Here is a 26,141-nt window from a genome sequence, read left to right as displayed (position 1 = left end):
AAACTCTATTATCTTAATTAACCTGACAAACACGAGGAGTAACTGTTCATGACACTCAAATCCATCCTGCTCACCACGGGTATTCTGGCAACCGGATACCTTATGATGGGCATCGACGGCTGCGGCGGTTCCAAGGAAATGACATCCGCCAAACTGTACATCCAGCAGAAACAACTGGATAAAGCGCTCAGTTCGGTCAATGCCGAGATTGCCAAAAATCCCACCAATGCCGAAGCCTATTATTACAAGGGTATCATTCTTTATGATATGAAGGAAACCGTGAAAATGGCCGCTGCCTTCCGCGAGGGACTGAAGGTCGGTTTCAAACCGGAACAAAAGAAGGATGCCGAAGCCCGTATTCAGAACGGTTGGGCCAACGAAATCAACAATGGAACCAAACTGGTTCAAACTGCCGAGGAAAATCCGGAAAACTACCTGAAGGCCATTGAAAAGTTTAAAATCGCAGCCGAGATTCAACCCGACTCAGCACTGACCTATCAGTACATTGCCATTGCTCAGTTCAATGCTAAATTGTACAACGAGGTTCCTGCATCGGTCCAGACGTACATTGGTAAAAAACATGAAGATGAGGCCATCCTCAATCTGGCTGTTCAGGCTTATAAGAATTTATCTGACTACAATTCAGCCATTGCATTTCTCGAGAAATATAAATCATCAAAATATGTAACCCAGAATTACCTGTACGAGACCATCGCTCAGACTTACATTGATGCAGGCCGTGCCGATGATGCCCTGAAGGCCTTTATGGATGCTTCGGACGCCAATCCGTCCAATGAGGTCATGAAGTACAACGTCGGGGTTCTGCTGCTGAATAAGGATTCCTATGAAGAATCGGTAAAATACTTCGAAGGGGCCCTTGCCATCCGTCCCGATTACAAAGAAGCCAGCTACAACCTGGGTGTTGCCTATCTGCGGTTAGGTAAAAAGCGTCAGGATGCCATTGAAGAAGCCTACAGCAAAGAAAAGGATCGTAAGAAAAAAGAAAAGATTGCTCAGGATAAGAGCCATCTCGACTATTTCAAAAAGGCTCTTCCTTATCTGGAAGCAGTCAAAGACTCGCGCACCGATGATGTGGTTTTCTGGACCGTTCTCGGGCAGGTGTATACGGCACTTGGCATGAATGACAAAGCCAAGGAAGCCTTCGACCGGTTTAAATGAGAAGCCCGACGGCTTCCCCCTGAGACCGTGATTGATAATAGAAAAAACCCGGTGACGAACCGGGTTTTTTCATTTAACTCAAATCTGTTCCTGCGCAGGGAAACGGTCGCATTTCCCGCCCCCATGAAGGCGGATTCCAAATAACCGCAGACACGGTCTGCATCAATCCCCTCTCATTTCCCGCTAACCCGGTGACTAGGTCGCGTCTACCCTTTCCGGGTATTGCGTTCGGTGATCAGCATCAGGATCAGTACCGTCATTCCCCCAATGGCTCCGGTCAGAAAGGCAATCTGATCACGACCATCGGTTCCGTAAATACTGTTGAGCGGCAGCAGCCATGGATACAGATAGCCATACTTCCAACTGGTGGCGAACAAGGCGACAAAGGTGCCGCCAATTCCCGTTCCGATGGGAACCGACAAGGATGTCCAGCGTAAACTGACCCAATTCTGAATACCAAGCACCAGGAGGGATGCTGACCAGATTTTGGCAGTCCGCACCAGCACCTCGGGCCAGGGAATAAGAGCGGGCATCTCAATCACCGGGTGAAAGTAACCGGTGATCCAGCCACCCAGCACCGTGAAAACGACCAGAAGAATGGTGCTTCCGGTCAGCAGAATCAGCGCAGAGAGTTGTTTGGCTGCAAGAATCATCCATGATGGGACCGGGTACGTTCCCGTCCGGAGCCATCCACCAGTGGTATGTTCATACTGATAAATCAAAGCCACCACGAGGGATGTAAACATCGGGAACATGAACAGGCTCCAGATGGACAGAATGTTGGAGAAAAACGTCAGCCAGAGGTCGGCATCAAATCCAAGCCCTTCCTTCAAATTCAGCCAGATGAGCGCCTGAAGCGACACTACAAACAGGGGGGCAATTCCGACCATCCAGAGAGCCAGATTCCGCCGCAGTTTAATCAGCTCGCAGGAGACCAGCGTAAGAAAATCAGACATGTTCAGGATCCTTCCTGATTAGTTCATGAAAAACCGATTCAAGATTTGGTTTATCGGCGACGACCTGATAAACCGACTGCCCGGCCGCGGTCAGCTCGCGCACCAGATGGGCCGCCATTTCCCGGCTTCCTTCGGGGATGATGAGCCTCGACTGATCGGAAAAACACGGGGTGATCTTACCAATCATCTCTGCGGCAGAGGAAGGATCGGATACCTCCAGAATCAAGCGGGAACGGCTGAGTGACTGCAGGTCAGCCATGGTGCCGTGAAAACGGATGGTTCCTTCGGAAATGATACCGGCATGGGTGATCACCAATTCCAGTTCGGAAAGGATATGACTTGAAATCAGCACCGTCATTCCTTTTTCTTCCACCAGTGATTTCAGTAAATCCCTGAATTCCAGAATCCCACCCGGATCGAGTCCGTTGATGGGTTCATCGAGAATCAGCAGGTCGGGTTCATGCAACAAAGCCAGGGCAATTCCCAGCCGCTGTTTCATTCCGAGTGAAAAGGCCTTCACCTTTTTATGTTTTGCCGCATGAATGCCCGTCAGACTGAGTACTTCATCAATCCGTGACACCGGGACCCGGTATACACGACGTGAAATTTCCAGGTTTTCAGCAGCGGTCAGATGCGGGTACAGGGAAGGCGTTTCAATCAGTGAGCCGGTTTTTGACAGCACTTCCTTCCGGTGATGGGCGAGATCGAGATTCCGGATCCGGATGGAACCGGTGTCAGGCTGAAGCAAACCCAGAATCAGTTTAAGCGTGGTGGTTTTTCCGGCTCCGTTCGGACCCGCAAATCCGAAGATGGATCCCTTGGGAACGTGCAAAGACACATCCCGCACCACGGGTGTCTGATCATAAAGAAAACGAACCTGATTTAGAGTGATCATGAAAATGAGTTCCTGTAGTTTTTCAGTGAATTCCGGTGCTGGGTGTCATCGTCCGGATGAAGAAAAGGCCATCCATCATTCCCGTCCATTTTCCGGTCATGACGGAGTATCCATAAGGGCGGGCTCGCAAGGGCTGATGCAGCCAGTGACCATCGGGAAGTGATGAAAAATCGAGCCACAGATGGCGGCCGGGTGATGCCATCAGGACCGACTCAAGTGAACCGGGTTGCGGAAAGGCGAGGTCCCAGAAAATCCGGTCGCGGATGGCGACTTTCCCATCACCTGCAGAGAACCCAAGACAATAGACCTTTTCACCATGCATCTGCCAGAGTAAATGTCCCATGGGAATCATGGCCGTATCGGGATCCTGGCGTCCCATCAGCAGATGCCGGTTTCTTGAAAGGTGGGAAGACGCTGCCCATACCATGATTTTCCTACCCTTCAGACCGGATTTTATCAGCCAGTTCAGGTTGTCCGCCATCTGCTGATCACGAAGGTTGAATATAGCAGGATCGGGTTTGTTAAAATCGGCAAGCCGGCTGAACCGGAAGAAGGTGAGAAAACTTTTCAGAACCTGGCGCTCCCAACGCAATGAATCGGCAGCGGTTAAGGTCAATACGTGCTGAGCCGAAACCTGAAAGCGGTCTGCCGCCTGATCGGATACCTTTTTTGCCGGACGTTTATGAATCAGCATGGAATCGACAACTGAGAGCACCGGCCGGGTAAGGGTGTCGGGCAGGGATTGGCTCCGGAAATACCGGTTCAGAACCAGATTAAGCGAATCGCGGCCGAAAGAGCCGGTGATTTGAAGATCCATGCCCGCCAACCGGATTGGATTTCCGGCTTGCCGGGCGGAATCGATGAGGGCAAATAATGGTTGGACCTGCCTGCTTCCGGTCCAGATATCGAAGACAGAATGGCTCATGGCATCCCAGGCCGGTATTCCGCCATTCATCGCCCGTTCAGCCAGTTCACAATCTGCCAATCCGCTCTCCATGACAAGGGCGGAAAAGCCCATTTCCCGATGAAGAAACCGGATTAACCGGATTTTCGCCTGAAAAGTGGCACCATCCCCGTGCGATTGTTCGCCGAGCAGAACAATGGATTTATCCTTCAGAATGTCCTTGACGGGCTGCAGATCGGAGAAATCATCATCAGTGGGATCGATGCTGCGGATGGGCGACAGGTAAGGAGTCAGTGAAGCAAGGCGTTCCTGGTCGGTAACAGGCACCTCGGGTGTGCAGGCGGTTAAAAGCAATAAAAAGAAAAGGAGAAGTACCCGCATCAGCATCCATCTATCAGGTGAAAGGACGGGCATACGGAATGTGGATGGCGGGGTTTCAGATTAGGGGGAATCGAGCCAATTCTCGTTCCGCCAGAAAAAGTTGTTTCGGTGGGGAGGTGAGAAGGGCGGATTTTTATTCTTGCACCCGTCACACAAGGAACCTGCAAATGTAGTTTGCACTGCAGGGATACTTTTTCATCTGAAAAGTTCACATCCGGCGGCTTTGATCGGGAACCTGCACGGCCGGCCGATTTTTTATTTGTTCGTAGCACTCCGGATCGGAAAACAATTGAACTCGTCCCGATCAATCGGGCTTCAGACAACAACATTGGTCTTAAAGGGTTCTTCGCTCACAATGGTGTCGGCTGGCCGGTGCCTGCAATTACATAAAAAAACCCGGCTCATCACCGGGTTTTAAATTTTTGGTTCTTAATCGGTACTTCGACTGAGCTCAATGACAAAGTCGAAGAGCTGAGAACAGGTGTTTTCCTTGTTACCGCAGATCCATGGGCACGTAATCGACCTGATTGGGTCCGGTGTAGATCTGGCGGGGACGACCGATTTTAAAATCGGGGGCTTCACCCATTTCCTTCCAGTGCGCGAGCCAGCCGGGCAGACGACCGATGGCAAACATCACCGTAAACATTTTCACCGGTATGCCCATGGCTTTCAGGATAATGCCCGAATAGAAGTCCACATTCGGGTACAGTTTTTTATCGATGAAGTACTGATCGCTCAGTGCGGCAGCTTCCAGTTCCTTGGCGATGTCGAGCAGCGGATCATCGATTCCGAGAGCATCGAGCACATCATCGGCAGCCTTCTTGATAATACGGGCCCGCGGATCGAAGTTCTTGTAGACCCGGTGACCGAATCCGAACAGACGGAATCCGGAATTTTTATCCTTGGCCTTTTCGACCCACGATTTCACGTTTCCGCCGTGTTCCTTAATCTCGATCAGCATATCGATCACTTCCTGATTGGCACCCCCGTGAAGCGGACCCCACAGGGCGCAGATGCCGGCAGAAACCGAGGCAAACAGATTGGCTTTCGAGCTACCCACCAGCCGGACGGTCGAGGTGGAGCAGTTCTGTTCATGATCGGCATGAAGAATCAGAATCAGGTCGAGTGCGCGAACCAGCGTTTCATCAATCCGGAACCGGCGGCTCGGGTGTGCAAACATCATGTTCAGGAAGTTGGCGCAATATTTCAGGTCATCCGACGGGTAGATATACGGTTCACCCACCGATTTCTTATAAGAATAGGCAGCAATTGTGCGCATCTTCGCCAGCAGCAACACGAACAGTTTATACTTTTCCTCTTCATTCAGATCAGGCTTCAGAGCCATGGGGTAGTAGCTCGACAGCGTATTCACCATGGAGGACAGGATGGCCATGGGGTGAGAAGTGGAAGGGTATCCATCGAAGAAGTGTTTCATATCCTCGTGGAGATAGGAATTTTCGGTCAGCGACCGGGACCATTTATTCAACTCTTCACGATTTGGCAACTTTCCGTAAATCAGCAGAAAAGCGGTCTCGACAAAGGTGGAATGTTCGGCCAGTTGTTCAATCGGTATTCCCCGGTAACGCAGAATGCCCTGTTCCCCATCGAGAAAGGTGATGGAGGATTGAGTGGCTCCTGTGTTCATGTAGCCATTATCCAGGGTGATATACCCGGTTTTGGCCCGAAGCTGGGTAATATCGATGGCCTTTTCGTTTTCCGTACCGGTGACCACCGGCAGATCAAAAGACTGACCCCCGAGCTGTAACGTTGCGTTTTCTGCCATGATAATCTTCCTTCCAGAGTCTGAAAACTGATTGGTGTTTCCCTAAGTTAAAAAGGAAGGAAGAGATTTGACGAATGATTGCACAATTCGGACAGGAAAAAATGCAGGGAAGCTTAGAAACGGGTAAAAAAAAAGTCGGGTTGCATTGCACAACCCGACTTTTGATCCCGAGTATAAGGTAGGCTTTTTAAGCGAGGTTTTTTTAGGTGTGAAGGCCGCCGCAGCAGCTAAGTAGCGACGACCATCGCAACAAAGATACAATGCCTGTGCCAGTTTTCAAGGAGTATCCGGTTAGATTTTCTTTAAGTATACAATCAGAAAGGCCAATCAACTCTCAGGCCCGGATTTTCATCGAAACGTCTCTGATGTTTAAATATTCTTAATAAATTTTTGTCTCCGAACCCGTCACCCGATTCAGGAACAATCGTAATGCCATTCCGGAACGTTATTACGAATTTTCCGAACGAGGGAAAGCGGTTACAACAAATTGATCAAGTGGGTTGACTCAATCACCTGCCTGACCTATTTTTGTAGTCCTTTTCAATATGCCCAGGTGGTGAAATTGGTAGACACGCTAGGTTCAGGGTCTAGTGCCGGTGACGGTGTAAGGGTTCGAATCCCTTCTTGGGCACAACACAAACACAAAAGAATGCACGGGAAGCCGTGCATTTTTTTTCGGGGTTAAATGACCGGAATACGAGATGTCCTTAAGTTTCTGAATGACTGGATTCCCGAGCAGATCGGGATGCCAGGTGACCGGATCGGCCTTCAGGTCGGCGATCCGGATCAACCGGTAACGGGAATCCTGCTCTGTCTGGATGTCACCGCACCGGTAATTGAGGAAGCCATCCGGACCCGTTCAAATCTGATTATCGCCCACCACCCCTTCCTGTTCAACCCGATTTCCCGACTCAACTCCACCTCCCCCCGCGCCACCATCATCCGGAATTGTCTGGTTCACCATCTGACCATTGTCGCCGCCCACACCAATCTCGATTTTATCTTCGGCGGGGTTTCGACTGTTCTGGCCGGGCAACTCGGACTCTCCGGAATCAGAATACTGGATCCCGGAAAGGGGCAGACCCGGAAACTGGAGGTTTACATTCCTGAAGGTGCTGTGGACCAGGTTCAGCGGGCCCTTTCAGAGGCAGGTGCAGGACGGATCGGTCACTATACAAACTGTGCCTTCCGGTCAGCGGGCACAGGAACCTTTCTCGGAGATGAGCACAGCAACCCAACCATCGGTACCGCCGGGGTACCCGAAACGGTTCAGGAAATCCGGCTTGAAATGGTTTATCCGGTCTGGAAAGAATCTGCTGTAACAGAAGCTCTGCGGCGGTCCCATCCCTATGAAACACCAGCTTATCAGATTCTGGCCACCGGTAATGATTCAACCGATACGGGTGCAGGAGCCATCGGCACGCTGCCCTCGCCGGTTACCCTGGCTGATTTTGCCCGGCAGATTAAGGACACCCTGCCATCGGCGGGATTAAGGTATGCAGGAAATCCCGATCAGAAAATACAAACGGTCGCAGTTTGCGGCGGGGCCGGTTCGGACCTGATTGGCAAAGCCCGTCAGGCGGGTGCAGACTGTCTGGTGACGGCCGACCTGAAATACCATCAGTTTTTTGAATCGGACGACCGTTTCGGTCTGATCGATGCCGGACATTACGAAACCGAATCGGTGGTTTTAGAACCACTGAAATCCACCCTGACCAGGGCTTTTCCTGGTTTGCCGGTGCAGGTAACAACGATTAACACCAATCCAGTCATGACAATCAAGTAAGGGGACGAGACATTGGAAAAGTTACAACTGCTGGTACAACTTCAGAAACTGGATCTCCAGTTAGACGAACTAAAATTTCTACGCGGCGATCTGCCCGAACAGATTGAAGACCTGGAGGCCGAACTGGAGGGAGCCGAAACGGGTGTTCGTCAGGCTGAAAAATTCCTGAAGGAAGCCGATCATCAGGTTGACTTCCTGAAGGGTGAAATCGAGCAGTCGAAATCCAGGGTATCGAAATACAAAAGCCAGCAGTTCGAAGTCAGGAACAATCGTGAATACGATGCGCTGACCAAGGAAATTGATGCTCAGGGCCGGTTTGTCGAAGAAACCGAGAAGAAAATTGCCGACACCCTGGCACAGAAGGAAACCAGCAAGACCACCATCGAAGCGTCGGGTCCCAAAATCGAGGGCCTGAAGAACGAACTGGCCGAACGCCGGAAACAGCTCGAGGAAATCACCCGGGACACGAAAGATGAAGAGCGGGTGATCATTGCCGAGCGGAAAAAGATCGTGGAGAAGTGTGAAAAGAAAATGCTCGATCAGTACGAGCGGATCCGCGGTGCCCGTGATGGAAAGGTAATCGTCACTCTTAAGCGGGGTGCCTGCGGCGGATGCTGGAAAGTCATTCCGCTACAGCGTCAGGCCGAGATAAAAAAAGCCGTGAAGGTGTTTCATTGCGAACATTGCGGCCGGATTGTGGTTTCTGAAGACTTTTACAACAAGATCTTCGGCGCCTGACCCATCGACAGTCAGCCGGCAATCCGCTACCTTTGAATGGGAAGTGTGCCAGGTAACCGCTCCGGTGAAAGACCCGGGGAGGAAAGTCCGAACTTCGCAGAGCATGCCGCCCCGATAACGTCGGGGAGACGGTGACGTCATGGACAGTGCCACAGAAAACAAACCGCCCCGATAACCTCGGGGTAAGGGTGAAACGGCGGTGTAAGAGACCACCAGTTCCGGTGGTAACACCGGAAGCTCGGTAAACCCCGGCAGAAGCAAGGCCAAGTAAAGGAGCGATTAAGGGCTGCTCGCCCGATGCTCCAGGGTGGGCCGCTTGATTCCGGCAGCAATGCTGTGAACAGATAAATGGTTACCACCTGTCCGGTTTCAGCGACGGAGACGGACAGGAACAGAATTCGGCTTACCGGTGCACTTCCCGTCGCATTTTTTCCACAGAAACGGTCACAGTTATGATCATCGACCCCAAAACCCTTTCTCAGCAGGAAGCCTACAAACTTCTGATCGGCAGTGTGGTTCCGCGCCCCATCGCCTTTGTTTCCACCCGACACCCGAATGGAATTCTGAATCTGGCCCCTTACTCCTTTTTCACAGTCGGGGCTTCCATGCCGCCCACCCTGATCTTCTGTCCGACCCGGCGCAGTGCCGATGGTTCCAAAAAGGACACGCTTATTAATATTGAGCAGACGGGTGAGTATGTGATCAATGTGGTGTCGGAATCCTTTGTGAAGGAAATGAACCAGACCTCGGCCGAAGTGGCTCCCGGTGTCGATGAATTCGAGTTATCAGGTCTCACCCCGGCTCCCTCGGTGACCGTCCGAGCCCCCCGGGTGGCCGAATCACCGGTCAGCTTTGAGTGCAAACTGAAAACCCTGGTTCCGGTAGGGAATGACGGGCCCGGCGGCGGAACGGTGGTGATCGGTGAAGTGCAGATGATTCATGTATCCGATCCGATTATCAGCAATTTCCGGCTGGATCTTCATCAGATCCGTCCGGTGGGTCGTCTGGCCGGCAACTTTTACTGCAGGGTCACCGATCTGTTCGAGATTCCCCGACCCTGACTGCCCGTTATTAAACTTCCATTAAGCCGGATTGGCATCAGGGGCAAGTCGGGAAGACATTTTGTACCTTTGCATCTGTTTATTTTGATTTAACCGAGGAGACAACATGAAACTGGCGTTGAATGATCTGAACCTGAAGGGAAAAAAGGTTCTGGTCCGGGTGGATTTTAATGTTCCGCTCGATGAAAACCTGAAAATCACCGACGATCGCCGCATTGCGGAATCACTTCCGACGATCAGAAAGATTCTGAGTTCGGGTGGTTCGGCCATTCTGATGAGCCATCTGGGTCGCCCGAAGGAAAAAAAGGATCTGAAATACAGTCTCAAACCCGTTCAGGAGCATTTAAGCAAGCTGCTGGGTCAGCCGGTGATCTGGGCCGATGACTGCCTGGGTGATGATGCGAAAACCAAAGCAGCCGCCCTAAAACCCGGCGAGGTTATGTTGCTCGAAAACCTGCGGTTCTACAAACAGGAAGAAGGAAACGATCCTGAATTCGCCAAAACCCTTGCTTCCTATGGCGACGTGTACGTAAACGATGCCTTCGGAACGGCGCACCGCGCCCATGCTTCAACCGAAGGGGTAACGCATTACCTGAAACAGTGCGCCGCCGGTTACCTGATCGAGAAAGAACTGAAATATCTGGGCGATGCCGTTGAAAAACCCGTCCGGCCGTTTGTAGCCATCCTCGGTGGCTCGAAAATTTCGGGCAAGATCGATGTGATTCAGAACCTGTTCGACAAGGTTGACACCATTTTTGTCGGCGGTGGAATGATTTTCACCTTCTACAAAGCCATGGGGCTTAAAGTTGGAAAATCGCTGGTGGAAGAGGACAAGATTGAATTGGCCAAAAATCTGCTCGATACCGCCAAAGCCAAGGGCAAGACCCTGTTACTGCCGGTTGATGTGGTTGTGGCCGATGAATTTAAGAACGAAGCCAATCACAAAGTGGTAAAATACACCGAAATCCCCGATGGATGGATGGGACTTGATATCGGTCCTGAGACCATCAAAGCGGTTCAGAAAGTTCTTTCCGATGCCAAAACAGTGGTTTGGAACGGACCCGCCGGTGTGTTTGAAATGCCGAATTATGCAAAAGGAACCTTTGCCATTGCCCAGGCGCTGGCCGACATCACCGCTAAAGGTGCTGTTACCATTATCGGTGGCGGTGACAGCGCAGCTGCCATTGCCGAAGCCAAACTGGACAGCAAGGTGACTCACGTATCGACCGGTGGCGGAGCCTCGCTCGAATTCCTGGAAGGAAAGGTTCTTCCAGGCGTTGCAGCCCTGACCGAAAAGTAAATCCTCTTTATTTGCGGTAACTCGGGAATTTATCGCCGCAGATAAAGATCAAGCCGGTGCCGGGAGGCACCGGCGCCTTTTTTACTCCATCCCGACTCTTTTCCCGTTTGTGAATCTTTTTTTCCTTTCGGATGTTTAGTCCCCAACAGAACGGAATCCTTTTTACTTATGAGTTACCGAGAACCGTATAATCCCTTTGGTGGCGGATTCACCTACATGCCCCCGGTGATCAAAAACCTGCTGATCATCAACGTGGCTGTCTTTATCATCACCGACATTCTGGCGATCAGGGAAGTCCGGAATTACATCCTGATGCTGTTTGCCCTCTGGGGAGTCGACACCCCCTATTTCTGGCCGTGGCAACTGGTGTCCTACATGTTTCTGCACGGTGGTTTCTTTCACATTCTCTTCAACATGTTTGGACTCTGGATGTTTGGGGTGGAACTGGAAAATTACTGGGGAAGTAAACGGTTTCTTTCCTTTTATCTGATCACTGGTATCGGGGCCGGCGTCATCCAGCTGATTGTGCAGGCACTCTCGGGCTCAGGTGCGCCAACGGTGGGAGCCTCGGGTGCTGTCTATGGCGTCTTGCTGGCCTTCGGGATGATGTTCCCGAACCGTATCATCTTTTTCTCCTTTCTGATACCCATTCAGGCCAAGTATTTTGTGATCATTTACGGAGCCATTGAACTTGTCAGCGGACTGACCCGATCCGGGTCGAATGTGGCGCATTTTGCGCATCTCGGAGGAATGTTATTCGGGTTCTTCCTGATAAAATACTGGCAGAAGGGCGGCGATTTCAGTCGGTGGTGGAAACAGTTCATCGCCTCGGTCAATCAACCGGCCGGTGCGCCTAAAAAGGGACCAACCCCGATTTATAACATGCCTGGCACCGGAAAATCCGACACCAAACCTTCCTCAGGTGAGGCGAAGTCCGATGCGCAGCGCCTCGATGAAATTCTCGACAAGATTGCCGAGGGTGGGTATGCCGCCCTGACAGCCGAGGAAAAGGAATTTCTCTTTACCTATTCACGAAAACGGTGAATCCGTCCCGGTTTGAACTGATCATCGGCTATGATGGGTCCTGCCCGCTGTGCAACCGGTTCATCCGGTGGGTGATCCGGTCTGACCGGAAGGAAAGGATCGGAATCAGTCCGCTGGACGGACCGGCCATGAGAGCGGTTTTTTCACGCCATCCGCAATTGGCCGGAACCGATTCGGTGGTGGTGGTCCGGTCACCGGGTTCTGAGCAGGAAACCGTCGAAACCGGACCCGGGGCCGTGCTGACCGTGGCCGGGACATTAAAAGGCTGGTGGCGTTTGTTACTGGCCGGCCGGTGGCTTCCCGGTTCGTTTAACGGGTGGCTTTACCGGATCATTGCCCGGAACCGGTACCTGTTGGTTAACAATCTCCCCTCCTGTCCTTTGCCTGATGCTTCAATCAGAAGCCGGTTGGTTTAGCTTCACAGCCTGACGGCCCTTACCTTTAATTCATGCGACTGACTGTTTCCCTTCCCATTCCGGTAAAATCCGACTTTGACTATGCACCAGGTGCCTTTGGTGCATTCATCCGTGCCGGTTACCGGGTGTTGGTTCCTTTCGGAAAGCGAAAAGTTGCCGGGTATGTCACGGCGGTATCGGAGGGGGATGAAAGCGGACTGAAATCCGTGGAGTCTCTGCTGGATGATGAACCCATCCTGACCGCCGAGCAACTGGCCCTTGCCCGCTGGATGGCCGGCTACTATCAGGCCTCGGTCGGGGAAGTGCTTCAGGCATTTTACCCTCCCGACAGTTCCATCAGACCCATTGTTAAAATACGGTTGCTCCAGCCACCCGACCATGAGTTGGGCTGGGGAGATGTGGTTCTTTCCCGTTTCAGGGAAAAGCCAGAATGGAACCGGTCCGACCTGCTGAAATCCCTGGCCGGAATTCCCGGCGCCGCCACCCATCTGACCACGCTGATCAGACAGAAAGTCTTGTCTGAAGAATCCAGACTGCAGACCCGCGGAACGCGTGTAAAAACCGACTTTCTGAAAGTTAAAGAGCCGGAACGGCTGGCGGGTCTCTCCCTGCGGCAGGGGAATCTGCGCCGGCTGCGGGATTATCTGATTGAAAGGCAAGCCGACTTCCCGGAGGGATTTGCGCTGAAATCCCTTTTGAAATCCTTCGGACTTCTGCGGTCACGGCTGGACTCATGGCTACAGGATGGACTGGTTTTCCTTGAATCGCGGCTGGTTTCCGCAGAAGAGGAGCCAACCGAACCCCTTTCACCCACTTATACCTTAACTCAGGAACAACACACCGCCGTTCAGGCCATCCGGGAATCGGTGAAATCCGGTGAGTATAAAACCTTTCTTCTTTTTGGCATTACCGGATCGGGAAAAACGCTGGTGTACATCGAAGCGTTGCGCGAGGCCTTGCGGCAGGGAAAGACCGGACTGATTCTCGTTCCAGAAATTGCCCTGACCCCGCAGACCGTCCGGCGGTTTGAAGTGGTGTTCGGCACCCGGATCGGTGTGTTGCATTCACGCAGAAGTCCGGCCGAGCGCTACCGGGAGTGGCGTATGATTCTGGCGGGTCAGCACCGGATCGTCATCGGTCCGCGATCGGCCTTGTTTGCACCACTTCCCAATCTGGGAATCATCATTGTGGATGAAGAACATGACGGATCGTATAAACAGAATGAACCTGCTCCCCGGTATCAGGCACGGGATACAGCCGTTTACCGTGGATTTCTGAATACATGCACGGTGGTTCTGGGCAGCGCCACTCCCTCTTTTGAATCCTATCAGCATGCGCAGGAAGGAAAGTACCATCTGCTGTTGCTGAAGAACCGGGCCGATACGGCCACTTTACCCACCGTTCAATTACCGGAACGGAAGCTGACCGACCGGGGTCCTGTCTGGGAAATCATGAAGGAAGCCGTCGGGACCCGTCTGGCAGCCGGTCAGAGTGTGATCATGTTGCAGAACCGCCGGGGATATTCCCATTTTCTTGAATGTCGTGACTGCGGATGGGTTCCCGGCTGTCCGCATTGTTCAATCACCCTGGTCTGGCACCGGCAGGGACATCACCTTCGGTGCCATTATTGCGGCTACTCGTCGGCCATTCCGTCGGTTTGTGAACGCTGTCAATCGGTGGACCTGAAACCGGTCGGAGCCGGGACCCAGCAGGTTGAGGATGTATTATCGGCGTCCTTTCCGGGAACCACGGTGATCCGGATGGATCAGGATACCACCAGCAGTAAAAAAGCTCACACTGCTCTTCTCGATCAGTTCCGTGCCTCGGCTCCTGCCATTCTGCTGGGTACCCAGATGATTGCCAAGGGCCTCGATTTTCACGAAGTCACCCTCGTTGGAGTTCTCGATGCGGATCGCGGATTGCATGCACCCGATTTCAGGGCCACTGAGCGGACCTTTCAGTTACTGACTCAGGTTGCCGGTCGTTCCGGTCGCGGCCGGATCCCGGGGGATGTTCTGATTCAGACCAGAGACCGGGACCAGCCGTTATTCGGCGACGTGATCCGTCATGACTTTGATGCGTTTTTCAGGTCGGAAATAGAAACGAGGAAGGAATTGGGATATCCCCCCTTCCGCCGGCTGATTCTGTTCGAAGTAAAAGCCCGTGATGCCGGTCTGGCCCTTACACTGGCCACTCAGCTACGGGAGACCCTGAGCAGGTCCTTTCCAGCCACGGATCTGAGAGGACCAGCCGAACCGGTGGTGGGACGCATATCCGATTGGTACCGTCAGCAGATTCTTCTGTTTCTTCCCCGGCAGGTATCGGTCAACAAACAGGTGGCCCCGGTGATCCGGTCCATTCTGGAGACCGCCCGTTCAGACTGGCCATCGGCTTCCCGGCTGATCGTGGATGTGGATCCGGCATGAACCGGACCGGGTTTATTTATCCAACCGGATTTGCTACCTTTGCCAGCCTGAATCGTATTTGTTTGTAAGGAGAAGTTATGGCCGGATTCCTGGAAAAAATCAGACAATGGTTACCGCCGGTTTCCGACGACAGCCGCATCAGAGACTATTTCCAGTCTGCCTGGCAGATGGAACATCAGAATCTGGACCTGTATCCCCTGCTCGTTCCCATGATCCGGTATCCGTTTCTGGTGGAAAAAACCACCGATCTGCAGTCGGCGCAGGCCACCAATAGCCGTCAGATCGAGATTGAACTGGCCAGCAACCAGATTGATCGTCCGGTCCGGCTGCCTGCCGTTGACCTGAGCTCGCTTCCAACCGACTATCACAAGCGCATTTTTATCCTGAATATTCTTCTTGAGAACAACAAATCCCTGGCCGCGATTTATCTGCATTTGTCATACGCCGAAACCATTGCACTGAACACCCACTATGAAAAGCTGAAAATCGACAAGGAAAATCAGATCAAGCTGCTTCAGGATATCTGCATTCGTCTGAATTGAAGCTACACACTTTTTCTGAACCGCTGGTAACCGGTGAAATCATCCGCCGCTATCAGCGGTTTTTTATTGATATCCGGCTGACCGATGGAGAGGTCATTACCGCCCACTGTGTCAATACCGGCAGCATGGCCTCGGTCTATGAGCCCGGAAGACTGGCCGCGGTGGTTCCTGCCCCCAATCCGGACCGGAAACTGAAATGGACGCTGGAGGCCATCCACACCGGCTCGGTCTGGGTCGGCGTCAACACTCACCGGACCAATGCACTTGCCGGCACCTTGATTCAATCGGGACCGATCAGTGAAACAAGCGGGTACACCACGTTCCGACCCGAAGTCAAGGCCGGTTCCCATCACCGGATGGATTGGCTGGCCACCGCCGCAAACCACCCCGATCTGTGGATTGAAGTGAAGAATGCCACATTGGGTGATTCCGATGGACGGTGTTCCTTTCCCGATGCGGTGACCGAACGGGGACGCCAGCATCTGGAGGTTCTGATGAGCCTGGTTCAGATGGGAAATAAAGCCCTCATGTTCTATCTTGTGAACCGTCCGGATGCCCGGGTATTTTCCCCGGCAGACTCCGTTGATCCGGCTTACGGATCTGCCCTGCGGCAGGCAGTCAGGGCCGGCGTTCAGCCGGTCGCTGCCCGTGTGGCCTTTTCACCAGCCGGCTATACTTTTGAAACCACCATTCCTGTGGATTTATGACAACACAAACCGACATTTTAGACATGTTCCGTTCCTCGGGCGCCTTGCTCGACGGACATTTCAGGCTCACCAGCGGAAAACACTCGGGCCAATACTTTCAATGTGCAAGGGTCCTTCAATACCCATCTCATGCCAGCACCCTTTGTCACGCCATTGCCGACCACTACCGGCCATCCAACATCAGTCTGGTGATTGCCCCTGCCATCGGCGGCATCGTGGTCGGGCAGGAAACCGGCCGTCAGCTGGGTGTGAGAACCATCTTTGCCGAACGCGAGAACGGCGTCATGTCCATGCGGCGGGGATTCGAGATTTTTCCGGAGGACCGGATTCTGATCTGTGAGGATGTCATCACCACCGGCGGTTCGGTGAAAGAAGTGATGGAACTGATTCAGCCGATGGGAGGAACGCTGGTGGGTATCGGCTCTATCGTGGACCGAAGCAACGGAAAGGCCGATTTTGGCATTCCGTACTTCTCGGTCATGACTCTCGATGCCATTGCCTGGCAACCCGATGACTGTCCGCTGTGCAAAACCAATCTGCCGTTGGTCAAACCCGGATCCCGGGTGTTTAAATAATATCCGCAGATGAAACACCTGCTGCTTCCGGCCTTGTTTCTGCTGATCACGGGACCGTTGGTTGGCGAGTTGCGGGCCCAGCAATCGGGTGCGGATAGCCTGCGGCAAACCTATGCCCTGCTCTTTGAGCGTCTGAAACCCGATTTGCAGCACACGGGGCTGAAGCTGCGGTTCGATGCGGCTCTTCAGTTTCCCATCAGCCGGGATATCCGCATTCCCGAGGCGAAGATCATGCCTGGTTTTGGCTTTAACCTCGGCGTTGGTTATGGGTTTACCGATTACCTGTCGGCCTATGCCGGATTCATTTCACTGAGTCATTCAAACGAACCGGTGGCCACCATCAACAGCGAACAAGCGGGTTTTGATGGATTTCACGGTGCGTTCCGGATCAAATTCAATCCGTATGGACGCAATCAGTACTATACTGAACTTGGGGTCGGAATCTTTGAACTGGTCGATCAGCAGTCGGATGGATTCAGTGGCTCGGGATTTTCACTGACCACCGGAACCGAGCGGTTTCTGACCCGTGAATTTACCATGGGATTCTCGGTTCAGTACCGGTTTTCCCGGTTCGATCAGAGGATCCGGCAGGGAACCGCCGAGCAGATCAACAGATCGGTTCATGCCGATATGGTCATGTTTTCTTTCACATTTATTTATACCATGCCTGACGAAAAAACGGACAGAACCCTGTGAATCCTGTAGAACTGATCTTAAAAAAACGATCGGGTGCCGAACTGACCCCCGATGAAATCGGATGGCTGATTTTAAGCTATTCGGCCGGCCACATTCCTGAGTACCAGATGTCGGCCTTTCTGATGGCTGTCTTTTTCCGCGGAATGACCGATCGGGAAACGGTACATCTCACCCGATGCATGATGGAATCGGGAGTGGTTCTCGACCTGTCCGATTCCCCGGGCATCAAGGTTGATAAACACAGTACCGGTGGCGTGGGAGATAAAGTCTCCATCATACTTGCACCGATGGTGGCCGCCTGCGGGGTCCCTGTTCCCATGATTTCGGGTCGCGGATTGGGGCATACCGGCGGCACACTCGACAAACTGGAATCCATCCCCGGTTTTTCAACTCAGATGGGACTGGATGAATACCGGGCCCAGCTGAAACGCCTGGGAACCGTGCTGATCGGACAGACCCGCGATCTGGCCCCGGTTGATAAGGAATTGTACGGATTGCGCGACGTGACCGGAACGGTGGAATCGATCCCCCTGATTGCCGGTTCAATCATGTCGAAAAAATTGGCCGAAGGCATTGATGCGCTGGTTCTTGATGTGAAATCCGGCAAAGGTGCCTTCATGAAAACCGAAGCCGATGCCCGGCAACTGGCCGAACGGCTGGTTTCCATCGGTCAGGGCTTTGGAAAAACCACCGTTGCCTGGCTGACCCGGATGGATGAACCCCTCGGCTGGCAGGTCGGAAACTGGCTGGAAATCAGGGAATGCATCGACTGTCTCAATGGAGCCGATGGAGGGGACCTCATGGAACTCACTTACCTGCTGGGCGGAACAATGCTGGTCCTCGGCGGGAAAGCCGGAACTCAGCAGGAAGGTGAATCGTTATGCCGGGAAGCCATCCGGTCAGGGAAAGCCATGGACGTCCTGATTCGGGTTACCGAGGCGCAACACGGCGATTCATCCTATCTGAAAAATCCGGCAAAACGGGGTCAGGCCCCGGTACAGGTTCAGGTAACCGCCGACCAGGAAGGCTACATCACCGGAATCGATGCAGGAGAAGTGGGAATGACCGGCATCATGCTGAAAGCAGGCCGGATGAGGAAGGAAGACCCGATTGACCCGTTGACCGGAATGACCCTTCACAGGAAAACAGGTGAATCCGTTAAAAAAGGCGATGCGTTATTCACCATTCACGCCGCCAGTGATGACGGGCTCGATTCCATCATATCGCGGTTAAGAAACACAGTAAGCATTGGCCATCACCAACCGGAAAAACGACCGTTGGTGATCGATCGGATTGATTCAACAACATTGAGACCCTCATGACCATTTTCTCAGGGAAATCCCTCTTTCTGTTTACCTTTCTTTTTGCAATCTGCAGCAATGCCCATGCCCAGAAACCCGGCTGGTCGGCAGGGGCGCTGCTCGGTTCACCCACTGGACTGTCTGCCAAATTTGCCGATAAATCCGATCTGGGGTTTCATACCGGACTGGCACTGACATCGGGAAAAAATGCCCAGACTCAGATGTTCTTTGGTATTGAACAACACAATGACAAATGGATTGACCTCCGGAATGATCCGTTGACCGCCTTTTACGGGGTTGGTGCCAAACTGATTTCGGGGTCGGGTGTTTCTTTGGGAATCAGGGGTTCTGCCGGACTTCAGATGCAGGTTCCAGACCTTCCCATGCTGGTATATATTGAACTGGCTCCCGTCTTTTATCTGGTTCCTGCCACGACCATCGGCTTCGATGCCGGGGTTGGGATACACTACCAGTTTTAGCTTTTTTCGGGCATAATCGCTACTTTCGCTCCATGCGCAACAATCGTCTGAAGACAACCGCCCGACTTCTGCTGCTGGTTTTTACCCTGCTGACCAGCACGCATACCTTGTGGCACTTCCACGCGGTTGCCCTTCATGATCACATTTCGCTGACCCCTGGGACCGAACGAACGGGTGCACATCACTCCGATTTTGGGTCCTTCTGTCTTCTGCATCATACCTTTGGCAGCGGATTGACCGAATCGGTTCAGTTTACCCTTCCCGCAGATTCCGGGATTGCTGTTTTTCAGTCGCCCTCTCACATTCCCGTTCCGGGAGGTCATGTCCTCCCCCTGCATCGCGGTCCGCCCGTCCTTTCCTGAAACAAAGACACACTGATTTGCCAGATTAACGCCCGGTGGCACGGGCAACCAATTTAATTTTTTCAGGAAAACCCATGAAATCCTTTTCCCGTTTTTTTATTCCTTCCATTTTTATTTTATCCGTATCCGTTGCTTTTACCGGTTGTGACAATCCGGCCCATGATGATGAAGATCATGCCGAAGCCGAGGGTCTGATTCTGAAAGAGTCCACCGGGTCGAAAACCGAGCTGGTTCGTGTCTGGAATGGCGCTGTTCAGAGTGGCTCTCTGAATGTGGTTGCCGGAACTGAAACCGATCATATCGAGATATTTTTTCTTGATGAAAACCAGAAACCCTTTCAACCCGAAGGAAGTGAATATACCCTGACCTGGACGGTTGCTGACACCTCGGTTGCTGAAGTCGAACAGCACGATCACCTGTCAAAAGTATCAGCCGAAAAGTGGGAGTTTGTTCTCGTTGGCAAAAAAGCTGGTTCCACTAAAGTTCAGTTCTCGCTGAATCACGGTGGTCATGCCGATTTCCGGACCCCGGAAGTCACCAGTCCGACGGCCATCGGAATCAACGTTACCGCTCCAGGTAAGTAATTCTTTTTCTCTGACCGGATGGTTTCTCTGTGAAGCCATCCGGAAGAGGGTACCATCGTGATAATACTTTTTATCTGGTTGCTCCTCGGCGGGAATGAAGAACTTGACCTTGGATCGGTTACCGGGTCGGTCCGTGACTCCGATACCCGCGACCCGGTCGAGCTGGCCACTATTCATCTGGTTGAACTCAACCGGGTGGTGGCTGCCAGCCAGGATGGATCATTCGACATTCAGGACATTCCTTACGGAAGTTACACCCTGCGGTTTTACCGGGTTGGCTACCATCCGTTCACTCAGCGGGTGCGTGTCACCCAGCATGAACCCGTCCGCCTGACCATCCTTCTGCAAAAGTCTGAAACGGCCACCGGAACGGTTATCGTCGAATCGGAAGCCACCCTGCGGACGGGCAATGAGCCTGAAACCGTTCTGGCCGGAAAGGATCTGCGGAATCAGCTTGGAAAAACCATCGCAGAAACCATGGCCACCCAACCTGGCCTGGCTCAGCGGTCCATGGGTCCCGCCCCTTCCCGTCCGGTTATCCGTGGACTCAGCGGTGACCGGTTGCTCATTTTGGATGATGGGAGCCGGACCGGTGATCTGTCTGCCACTTCCCCTGATCACGCCCTGACCATTGACCCGATGACAGCCGAGCGGATTGAGGTTTTTCAGGGTCCGGAAGCGTTCCTTTTCGGATCCTCGGTCCTGGGCGGCGTGATCAATGTGGTGAAAAACCAGATCATGACCGATCCCTCCCCACACTATCATGGCGCCGTGTCGGGACAAGCCGAATCGGTGAATGCAGGCGGCACCGCCGGATTGGCTGTTTCGGGTCCGGCAGGACCTCTGATGATGCGGACCGATGGAAGTTTCCGTCAGGCTGGTGATATATCCACACCGGAAGGCACTTTAAAAAACACCTGGATCCAGACAAAAACTGTCTCAACCGGACTGTCGCACATCTGGTCGGATGGATACGGCGGAGTTTCTGCCGGATTGTATCAGACGGGTTACGGAATCCCGGGCGGATTTGTGGGTGGTCACCGGAACGGAGTGGATATTTCGATCAACCGGCGATCGCTTGAGTTTCGCACCGGATTTGCGACCCCCTACTGGTTTGCCAATCGTGTGGAAACCGGGGTGAATCACGTGTTTTATCACCATATGGAAGAGGAAAAGGAAGGAATCACCGGCGCCGAATTCGGACTGCTGACCACCAATGCCTTTTTACATCTTACTCATGGACATCAGGGAACGTTGGAAAGGGGCCGCTGGGGTTTCTGGTTCGAAAACCGCAATTATGCCTCGGGGAAACTGACATTCACACCCGCCTCCACCGAGCAATCGGTGGCCGGATTTCTGATCGAAGAGTGGACATGGAACACCTTGCGGATCAAGGCAGCCTTACGATTGGATTATAAATCGGTCGCTCCCAACCGCCCGGATACTTCGAACCGGATCGGATATCTGGCTCCCCGCACTTTTAGCGACTGGTCTGGCGGTCTGAGTGTGGACTTTCCCATTACCCAAACCCTGTCGGCAGGTGGAAATCTGATGCGAACGTTCCGGGCTCCCGGAATTGAAGAATTGTATTCAGACGGACCCCATCTTGCTGCCTATTCCTTCGAAATCGGGAACCCGAAACTGAACCAGGAAAACGGCCTGGGTCAGGAGTTGTGGCTGAAATCGGTAACGCCCGATCGCACCTGGCGGCTGGCGGTTTTTCACAGTTTCATCGGCGGGTATCTGTACCCGGCCAACACCGGACGCGTCAATTCAAAACTTCCGCCGCTTCTCGACTATCAGTTTTCAGGAGCCGATGCCAGGTTGGCAGGTGCTGAAGGACAGGTGGACCAGCAATGGGGACCCTGGCAGCTGTTTGCCTCGGTGAGTTCCGTTACAGGAACCCTGACGGAAAGCAACCACCCTTTGCCGCAGATTCCGCCTGTTTCTGGAAAAGTTCAGCTCCGTTACCGTCCTGGTCAGCAGGAATACGGACTGACCGGCCGTTGGGCAGCCAGACAATGGAGAACCGGGGAATTTGAGGAACCGACCAACGGGTATTGGGTAACGGACTGGTTCAGCCAGTTTCACTGGCAATTCGAGGAGGCCCTGCTGACCCTCGATCTGGCTGTGGAAAATCTGTTTGACACCACATACCGGAATCATCTGTCACGGGTTAAATCCATCATGCCTGAACCCGGCCGGAATGTGAAAGCCATGGTCCGTTATTATTTCTGACCGGGAAGACACCTTCCCGGCAGAAATCAGAAAAAGACCACGTAGGCGATAGAAAAGTAGATCGTCAGCCCCAGAATATCATTCAGGGTGGTGATGAACGGTCCGGTGGCCATGGCCGGATCGACGTTCAGTTTTTCGAACATGAGAGGCAGAACGGTTCCCATCATGGCTGCGTTGACCATCACGACCATCAGTGCCCCGCCAATGGTCAGTCCCATATCGAGCGATCCGCCGGTCAGCATACTCACCACCACCACGATCAGTCCGCACGTAAAGGAAATCAGCAGGGCGGCACCCAATTCCTTTCCGAGCCTTTTCCAGATGTCAGACATCCAGAGTTCACCGCGGGCAATGGCCTGAATGACGATGGAACTGGATTGCACACCGGTTGATCCGCCCATGGCCATGATCAGTGGAATAAAAGCATAAAGCACAATCATCTGGGAAAGCGTGCTTTCAAAACTCCGGATAACCATTCCGGAAATCATTTCGCCAAACAGACCAATCAGCAGCCAGGGAAGCCGGGATCCCACAATTTTGAGAATGCGGGAGGAGAAACTTTCTTCGACCACCCCGGTGAGCCGCTGAATATCTTCCTGTGCTTCATCGCGGATAACGTCCACGATATCATCGATGGTGATCTGACCCACAATCTGATCCTGATCATTCACCACCCCGATGGAAACCAGGTCATGTTTCTGCATGACGTGTGCCACTTCTTCCTGATCCATATCCACCCGAACCGTCAGAAATCCGGTATCCATCACTTCGGAAACCTTTTTATAGCTCGGGGTTATGATCAGGGTTTTCAGATCGATGGTGCCTACCAGCCGTTCACCGGCATCGACCACATACAGATCATACAGGTCCTCGACTTCCTCGGCCTGTTTTTTAATTTCCATGATGGCATCGTAAATACTGCTTGACTCATGGATCCGGATCAACTCGGTGGCCATCAGACCACCGGCGGTATCTTCCTCGTAACTGAGCAGTTCCCGGACTTCGGACCGGTCTTCCTCGCTGATGGATTCGAGAACCACCTCGGCAACTTCCTCGGGCAGTTCCTGAATAACGTCGGCCGCATCATCCGAATCGAGTTCATCGATGATGTTGGTGATTTCCACATTTCCCAGCGAGTCGAGAATGACACCGCGGGTGTGGTCATTCACATCGAGCAGAACGGCGGCGGCCTGTTCATCCTGCAACAGGCGGAAAAGATAGATTGCATCATCGGGGGGCAGGTGATCGAGAATAACGGCGATATCGGAATCATGCAGATCAACCAGCAGATTCATCAGACTGCCCTGATCACGGTCGGCAATCAGTTCAAGAATATCATCGGTCAGTCCCTGATCAATGATCAGCGAATCATCTTCGGGATCGGGACCGGTTTTGAGCTCAGGATCGGTTTCCGGATTGGCCATCGGCTGTCTCCCTGACTGGGTTTATCGGTGAGTGGTCAGATAATCGGACAAAGTTACGAATTCTTTGACGGTTAGCGTCTCGGCCCGGCGCGACCAATCGATCAGATCGGGAAGCGGATTACCGAAGAGTCCCTGCAGATTGTTCCGCAACGTTTTACGGCGCGCATGAAAAGCCGTGCGGACGGTAATTTCAAAATCCCGGATTGAAACCGGCTTCAACGGCGGATCTGTGAACCAGTCAATGGCCAGAACTGCAGAATCCACGGTGGGGGGCGGATGAAAAGCCCCCGGCGGAACCCGGGTAATCAGTTTCAGATCGGCCGCCTGCTGAAACCGGACACTTAAAATCCCATATTCCTTCGATCCGGGTCTGGAAACCATCCTCTCGGCCACTTCGCGCTGAATCATAATCACCGTTCGTCCAAGACGATCGGCCACTTCCATCAGACGGAACAGAATCGGGGTGGTGATGTAATACGGAAGATTTCCCACCACCTGAATTTTTTCAGTCTCAGGCAGCCAGGCGTCAAAGGGAATGCTCATGAAATCACCTTCGATGAGCCGGATTCCCGATCCAAACCGGCTGCGGAGTTCCGAGACGGCACGCGGATCAATCTCAAGACCTGTATACCGGTCCCCGAGTTCGGGAAACAGAAACCGGGTAAGGGCACCCGTTCCGGGTCCGATTTCAAGAACAGGCAGCGATCCGGTCCGGTCGAGGGCACCGGTGATCTTCTGGCAATAATGGTCATCGTGAAGAAAATGCTGCCCCAACTGTTTTTTCGGCTGGATGGATGCTTTCATATCTATCTGCTACCTTCCTTTTAAAACCGAAATAACTGCAACTGATCCGAGAATCAGCACACCGCCAGCTATCATACCAGCTGTGAGCGGCTCATTTCCCAGCCACCAGCCCAGCAGGACCGCCACCACCGGATTCACATACGCATATGTTGAAACACGGGCGGGCGACACATGCCGCATCAGGTAGACAAAAGCCGAAAAGCCCACAATGGATCCCGCCACAATGAGGTAGATCCAGGACCAGAAGGAGGCCGCAGAAACCTGTGACAACCGAAAGTCGGCTGGTTCATTCATCAGAAGGGACACAATCAGAACCGCCGCACTTCCCGCCAGCATCTGCATGGCCGTCGACATGACAGGATTGGTTGGCATGGCATGATACCGGGCCACCATCGAGCCCAACGCCCACGAGGCGGTGGCAATCAGCAGCATGCCCACCCCTACCCAATCCACCGATCCGGGAGTCAGCAGATTTGATGGACCTATCAGCAGAATCACCCCGGCAAAACCAACGATAAGGCCGGCAACCGACCCCAGGCTGGGTGTTTGTCTGGCCGGACCCAACCGGTCGAATAACAGCATAAAAAACGGAGTGGTTGAAATAATCAGGGAAGCAAATCCCGAATCAACCGTCTGTTCGGCCCAGGAAACCAATCCGTTCCCGCCCAGCAAAAGCAGAACCCCTACCAGACCTGCTCCTTTTAGCTCGGCGAGGGACGGCCGGGTGGCCCCCAGAAAAAGGGCCGCAGCCAGCATGATCACTCCGGCCACCAGATGCCGCGATCCGGCCATAAGAAAGGGCGGAATGGTATCGACTCCTACCTTGATGGCCAGATAGGTGGATCCCCAGATGAGGTAAATGGCCAGAAACGACAGGATAATCGCCAGGCGGTTGGGGGCTGGTTTCAACGGTCAGACGATCCTTTCTGGCGTTTCCAGTTGATGTATTGGAAGACGGGAATCAGGATCAGGGCGCTGACGGCTCCAACCGACAGGTTTTCAAATGTTGTTTTAAACAACACGAGAAAGGGAGTCCGGTTGGAAAGGTAAGTTTCCTTCAATCTGACAATGGTTGAATCGGCCAGCCCCTGGGCCGACAGAGCGGCTGCTTCATTCATCAGAAACCATTCGGTCCGTTCGGGAAAGATGTAAAAAAGGTACACCGTCTGAGCCACCGAATAAACCACTGACCCGATCAGAGAAATCATCACACCCGAAAGCAACGCCTCCCTGAACGGGGGAAATCCGGTCCGGACCAGTCCCATGTAGTACAGAATGAGAACCCCCATGGGAATGGCGAGCAGAATCAGGGGCCAGAACCGGATGGAAAGCAGGTCGGCGGGGGACCGGACCACCTGAAAATCGGTCACAATCGTGAGGAGGAGCACCAATCCGAGGATCAGTCCATACCGGACTTCCAGACCGGAAAGGAAAGAAGGAATCGGAGATTTGCGGGAATCGTCTGTCATTTTATCGGCCATTTTCGGGGTTTTGTCGGAAAGGGAAAGCGAATCGGTGAAAAATGGTGCAATTTCGTATCGGCAACCAGGAAAAAACAAT

The 26,141-nt window shown here is 53.0% G+C and carries 25 protein-coding genes, 1 tRNA gene and 1 other RNA gene; 19 read left to right on the top strand and 8 right to left on the bottom strand.

All coding sequences use genetic code 11. The features are described 5' to 3' along the window. Positions 1-48 precede the first annotated feature (48 nt). Complete coding sequence (locus HUU10_07595; protein ID NUQ81460.1) at positions 49-1,179, top strand: tetratricopeptide repeat protein; 1,131 nt, start codon at positions 49-51, stop codon at positions 1,177-1,179. A 206-nt stretch (positions 1,180-1,385) separates the two neighbouring features. Here the strand turns inward: HUU10_07595 and HUU10_07590 are convergent, their stop codons facing one another. From HUU10_07590 to HUU10_07575, 4 genes are all read right to left on the bottom strand, one after another. Further along, positions 1,386-2,135, bottom strand: a complete 750-nt coding sequence (locus tag HUU10_07590) for an ABC transporter permease (protein ID NUQ81459.1) — start codon at positions 2,133-2,135, stop codon at positions 1,386-1,388. After that, positions 2,128-3,030: an ABC transporter ATP-binding protein gene (locus tag HUU10_07585; protein NUQ81458.1), complete on the bottom strand. Its 903-nt coding sequence runs from the start codon at positions 3,028-3,030 to the stop codon at positions 2,128-2,130. Before HUU10_07585 ends, HUU10_07590 begins: the two co-directional genes overlap by 8 nt. Positions 3,031-3,052: 22 nt before the next feature. Continuing rightward, positions 3,053-4,315, bottom strand: coding sequence for an erythromycin esterase family protein (locus tag HUU10_07580; protein ID NUQ81457.1), 1,263 nt, complete (start codon positions 4,313-4,315; stop codon positions 3,053-3,055). Positions 4,316-4,808: 493 nt separating this feature from the next. After that, positions 4,809-6,098: a citrate synthase gene (locus HUU10_07575; protein NUQ81456.1), complete on the bottom strand. Its 1,290-nt coding sequence runs from the start codon at positions 6,096-6,098 to the stop codon at positions 4,809-4,811. A gap of 547 nt (positions 6,099-6,645) precedes the next feature. On the opposite strand from HUU10_07575, the gene HUU10_07570 reads away from it, so the two are divergent. The 18 genes from HUU10_07570 to HUU10_07485 all read left to right on the top strand — a co-directional run bounded on the left by HUU10_07570 (position 6,646) and on the right by HUU10_07485 (position 22,353). After that, positions 6,646-6,729 (top strand) — tRNA-Leu (locus HUU10_07570). A 54-nt stretch (positions 6,730-6,783) separates the two neighbouring features. Continuing rightward, positions 6,784-7,884 carry a Nif3-like dinuclear metal center hexameric protein gene (locus HUU10_07565; protein ID NUQ81455.1) on the top strand — a complete coding sequence of 367 codons (1,101 nt, stop codon included), beginning with the start codon at positions 6,784-6,786 and terminating at the stop codon, positions 7,882-7,884. Positions 7,885-7,896: 12 nt separating this feature from the next. Further along, positions 7,897-8,622: a hypothetical protein gene (locus HUU10_07560; GenBank protein ID NUQ81454.1), complete on the top strand. Its 726-nt coding sequence runs from the start codon at positions 7,897-7,899 to the stop codon at positions 8,620-8,622. A gap of 40 nt (positions 8,623-8,662) precedes the next feature. Beyond that, positions 8,663-9,044: RNase P RNA component class A (gene rnpB / locus HUU10_07555), an RNA gene on the top strand. Positions 9,045-9,074: 30 nt separating this feature from the next. After that, positions 9,075-9,683: a flavin reductase family protein gene (locus HUU10_07550; protein NUQ81453.1), complete on the top strand. Its 609-nt coding sequence runs from the start codon at positions 9,075-9,077 to the stop codon at positions 9,681-9,683. Between the two features lie 106 nt (positions 9,684-9,789). Continuing rightward, the gene (locus tag HUU10_07545) at positions 9,790-10,983 is read left to right on the top strand and encodes a phosphoglycerate kinase (protein NUQ81452.1); all 1,194 of its coding nucleotides are present in this window, start codon (positions 9,790-9,792) and stop codon (positions 10,981-10,983) included. A gap of 168 nt (positions 10,984-11,151) precedes the next feature. Continuing rightward, positions 11,152-12,027: a rhomboid family intramembrane serine protease gene (locus tag HUU10_07540; protein ID NUQ81451.1), complete on the top strand. Its 876-nt coding sequence runs from the start codon at positions 11,152-11,154 to the stop codon at positions 12,025-12,027. Further along, on the top strand, positions 12,024-12,443 hold the full coding sequence (locus HUU10_07535) for a DUF393 domain-containing protein (protein ID NUQ81450.1): 420 nt from the start codon (positions 12,024-12,026) through the stop codon (positions 12,441-12,443). The genes HUU10_07540 and HUU10_07535 overlap by 4 nt, the downstream gene beginning before the upstream one ends. 32 nt (positions 12,444-12,475) lie before the next feature. Beyond that, entirely contained in the window at positions 12,476-14,869 is a 2,394-nt protein-coding gene (gene priA, locus HUU10_07530) for a primosomal protein N' (protein ID NUQ81449.1), read from the top strand. 77 nt (positions 14,870-14,946) lie between these two features. Beyond that, the gene (locus tag HUU10_07525; GenBank protein ID NUQ81448.1) at positions 14,947-15,411 is read left to right on the top strand and encodes a hypothetical protein; all 465 of its coding nucleotides are present in this window, start codon (positions 14,947-14,949) and stop codon (positions 15,409-15,411) included. Beyond that, positions 15,408-16,118 (top strand): DNA/RNA nuclease SfsA, encoded by a 711-nt coding sequence (gene sfsA / locus HUU10_07520; protein NUQ81447.1) that lies wholly within the window; start codon positions 15,408-15,410, stop codon positions 16,116-16,118. Before HUU10_07525 ends, sfsA begins: the two co-directional genes overlap by 4 nt. Beyond that, entirely contained in the window at positions 16,115-16,693 is a 579-nt protein-coding gene (locus HUU10_07515) for an orotate phosphoribosyltransferase (protein NUQ81446.1), read from the top strand. Before sfsA ends, HUU10_07515 begins: the two co-directional genes overlap by 4 nt. Before the next feature lie 9 nt (positions 16,694-16,702). Continuing rightward, on the top strand, positions 16,703-17,389 hold the full coding sequence (locus tag HUU10_07510) for an outer membrane beta-barrel protein (protein ID NUQ81445.1): 687 nt from the start codon (positions 16,703-16,705) through the stop codon (positions 17,387-17,389). After that, a complete protein-coding gene (locus tag HUU10_07505) occupies positions 17,386-18,711 on the top strand; it encodes a thymidine phosphorylase (protein NUQ81444.1) in 1,326 nt (441 codons plus the stop codon). Before HUU10_07510 ends, HUU10_07505 begins: the two co-directional genes overlap by 4 nt. Further along, complete coding sequence (locus HUU10_07500) at positions 18,708-19,169, top strand: hypothetical protein (GenBank protein ID NUQ81443.1); 462 nt, start codon at positions 18,708-18,710, stop codon at positions 19,167-19,169. The genes HUU10_07505 and HUU10_07500 overlap by 4 nt, the downstream gene beginning before the upstream one ends. Before the next feature lie 32 nt (positions 19,170-19,201). Continuing rightward, positions 19,202-19,531, top strand: a complete 330-nt coding sequence (locus tag HUU10_07495) for a hypothetical protein (protein NUQ81442.1) — start codon at positions 19,202-19,204, stop codon at positions 19,529-19,531. A 74-nt stretch (positions 19,532-19,605) separates the two neighbouring features. Next, on the top strand, positions 19,606-20,115 hold the full coding sequence (locus HUU10_07490; protein ID NUQ81441.1) for a hypothetical protein: 510 nt from the start codon (positions 19,606-19,608) through the stop codon (positions 20,113-20,115). A 57-nt stretch (positions 20,116-20,172) separates the two neighbouring features. After that, positions 20,173-22,353, top strand: a complete 2,181-nt coding sequence (locus HUU10_07485) for a TonB-dependent receptor (GenBank protein ID NUQ81440.1) — start codon at positions 20,173-20,175, stop codon at positions 22,351-22,353. A gap of 26 nt (positions 22,354-22,379) precedes the next feature. Here HUU10_07485 and mgtE read toward each other — a convergent pair whose 3' ends face one another. Genes mgtE through HUU10_07465 form a run of 4 tightly spaced genes read right to left on the bottom strand, consistent with a single transcriptional unit; the run spans position 22,380 to position 26,140 of the window. Then, a complete protein-coding gene (gene mgtE / locus HUU10_07480) occupies positions 22,380-23,777 on the bottom strand; it encodes a magnesium transporter (GenBank protein ID NUQ81439.1) in 1,398 nt (465 codons plus the stop codon). Between the two features lie 21 nt (positions 23,778-23,798). Continuing rightward, entirely contained in the window at positions 23,799-24,581 is a 783-nt protein-coding gene (gene rsmA, locus HUU10_07475; protein NUQ81438.1) for a ribosomal RNA small subunit methyltransferase A, read from the bottom strand. Positions 24,582-24,590: 9 nt separating this feature from the next. After that, the gene (locus tag HUU10_07470) at positions 24,591-25,490 is read right to left on the bottom strand and encodes an EamA family transporter (GenBank protein ID NUQ81437.1); all 900 of its coding nucleotides are present in this window, start codon (positions 25,488-25,490) and stop codon (positions 24,591-24,593) included. After that, the gene (locus HUU10_07465; protein ID NUQ81436.1) at positions 25,487-26,140 is read right to left on the bottom strand and encodes a DUF4199 domain-containing protein; all 654 of its coding nucleotides are present in this window, start codon (positions 26,138-26,140) and stop codon (positions 25,487-25,489) included. The genes HUU10_07470 and HUU10_07465 overlap by 4 nt, the downstream gene beginning before the upstream one ends. Between the last annotated feature and the right edge of the window lies 1 nt (position 26,141).

It is taken from the genome of Bacteroidota bacterium (genome assembly GCA_013360915.1).
Lineage (GTDB): Bacteria > Bacteroidota > JABWAT01 > JABWAT01 > JABWAT01 > JABWAT01.
Note: the sequence above shows the minus strand (reverse complement) of the source record. Positions and strands in the feature narration are given on the sequence as shown.

What these genes read in the sequence shown, in the direction of transcription:
- priA (NUQ81449.1), top strand. Translation starts at nt 12,476, where the DNA reads ATGCGACTGACTGTTTCCCTTCCCATTCCGGTAAAATCCGACTTTGAC.
- HUU10_07500 (NUQ81443.1), top strand. Translation starts at nt 18,708, where the DNA reads ATGACCATTTTCTCAGGGAAATCCCTCTTTCTGTTTACCTTTCTTTTT.
- mgtE (NUQ81439.1), bottom strand. Translation starts at nt 23,777, where the DNA reads ATGGCCAATCCGGAAACCGATCCTGAGCTCAAAACCGGTCCCGATCCC.
- HUU10_07515 (NUQ81446.1), top strand. Translation starts at nt 16,115, where the DNA reads ATGACAACACAAACCGACATTTTAGACATGTTCCGTTCCTCGGGCGCC.
- HUU10_07585 (NUQ81458.1), bottom strand. Translation starts at nt 3,030, where the DNA reads ATGATCACTCTAAATCAGGTTCGTTTTCTTTATGATCAGACACCCGTG.
- HUU10_07550 (NUQ81453.1), top strand. Translation starts at nt 9,075, where the DNA reads ATGATCATCGACCCCAAAACCCTTTCTCAGCAGGAAGCCTACAAACTT.
- HUU10_07575 (NUQ81456.1), bottom strand. Translation starts at nt 6,098, where the DNA reads ATGGCAGAAAACGCAACGTTACAGCTCGGGGGTCAGTCTTTTGATCTG.
- HUU10_07590 (NUQ81459.1), bottom strand. Translation starts at nt 2,135, where the DNA reads ATGTCTGATTTTCTTACGCTGGTCTCCTGCGAGCTGATTAAACTGCGG.
- HUU10_07545 (NUQ81452.1), top strand. Translation starts at nt 9,790, where the DNA reads ATGAAACTGGCGTTGAATGATCTGAACCTGAAGGGAAAAAAGGTTCTG.
- HUU10_07565 (NUQ81455.1), top strand. Translation starts at nt 6,784, where the DNA reads ATGACCGGAATACGAGATGTCCTTAAGTTTCTGAATGACTGGATTCCC.
- HUU10_07595 (NUQ81460.1), top strand. Translation starts at nt 49, where the DNA reads ATGACACTCAAATCCATCCTGCTCACCACGGGTATTCTGGCAACCGGA.
- HUU10_07490 (NUQ81441.1), top strand. Translation starts at nt 19,606, where the DNA reads ATGAAATCCTTTTCCCGTTTTTTTATTCCTTCCATTTTTATTTTATCC.
- HUU10_07510 (NUQ81445.1), top strand. Translation starts at nt 16,703, where the DNA reads ATGAAACACCTGCTGCTTCCGGCCTTGTTTCTGCTGATCACGGGACCG.
- HUU10_07495 (NUQ81442.1), top strand. Translation starts at nt 19,202, where the DNA reads ATGCGCAACAATCGTCTGAAGACAACCGCCCGACTTCTGCTGCTGGTT.
- HUU10_07580 (NUQ81457.1), bottom strand. Translation starts at nt 4,315, where the DNA reads ATGCGGGTACTTCTCCTTTTCTTTTTATTGCTTTTAACCGCCTGCACA.
- HUU10_07540 (NUQ81451.1), top strand. Translation starts at nt 11,152, where the DNA reads ATGAGTTACCGAGAACCGTATAATCCCTTTGGTGGCGGATTCACCTAC.
- HUU10_07525 (NUQ81448.1), top strand. Translation starts at nt 14,947, where the DNA reads ATGGCCGGATTCCTGGAAAAAATCAGACAATGGTTACCGCCGGTTTCC.
- rsmA (NUQ81438.1), bottom strand. Translation starts at nt 24,581, where the DNA reads ATGAAAGCATCCATCCAGCCGAAAAAACAGTTGGGGCAGCATTTTCTT.